This window comes from Flavobacterium zubiriense (assembly GCF_041729725.1).
Taxonomy (GTDB): domain Bacteria; phylum Bacteroidota; class Bacteroidia; order Flavobacteriales; family Flavobacteriaceae; genus Flavobacterium; species Flavobacterium zubiriense.
In genome coordinates this window covers 1-946 of sequence record NZ_JBCFQL010000030.1, presented here as the reverse complement: position 1 = coordinate 946, position 946 = coordinate 1, and the positions used below count along the sequence as shown (strand labels likewise).

Sequence of the window (946 nt, the reverse complement as noted above, 5' to 3'; positions counted from 1 at the left end):
GAAACATTACTTTCAATAATACTGCAACTACTGACTTAGCTGCGGGTGATTATACTTATACGGCTACGGATGCTAATGGTTGTACTCAATCGATAACAGTAACCATCAATGCTGCTCCTGATGCAATTGCTTTCACAGCAACTCCAACTCAACCTAAATGTGCAGGTGAAAAAGGATCGGTGGTTTTAAGTACTCCAACTGGTGGAACTGGAAACATTACTTTCAATAATACTGCAACTACTGACTTAGCGGCTGGCGAATATACTTATACGGCTACTGATGCTAATGGTTGTTCTAAATCTATAACGGTTACTATCAATGCAGCTCCTGCTGAATTAATACTAAATGCAACAGCTACTCAAATTACTTATTATGGAGGAACTGGAAGTGTAGTTTTAAACACAACTGGAGGTACTGGAACATATAATTACAACCCAACTAATCCTGCCACAACTAATTTAACTGCTGGAACATATACTTATAAAGTAACTGATGCTAATGGTTGTGAAGCAACTGCTAACGTTACTATTAATGCGGCTCCAGAAATAGATGCTGTAAATGACTTATTAGCTACATCTAATGGAACTAGTGGAAATGCCAATGCTGGAAATGTATTATTAAGCAACCCGAATTCAGGAAACACACCAGATACTGTAAATAGAGTAGCTGCGATAATTGACCAAGTTAATCTAACAATAGTAACTCCTGCAACCCCTAATACAGTTGGTGCTTTAGTACCAATTTTAGATATAAGTACAGGACAAATATCCGTTCCTACAGGAACTCCTGCAGGTACTTATTCAATTGAATATAAAATATGTGACAAACAATTCCCTGACAATTGTGATTCAGCTACTGTAACGATCCCTGTAAATGCGCCACTTATCGAAGCTATTGATGATGTAGCTCCTGCTGCTATCAACGGTTTTGAAGGTGGAATCGCTTT

At 38.1% G+C, this 946-nt stretch carries 1 pseudogene; it reads left to right on the top strand.

What is annotated here, in order from left to right:
* A pseudogene (locus tag AAGV28_RS15395) lies at window positions 1–946 on the top strand (hypothetical protein); the annotation flags it as partial.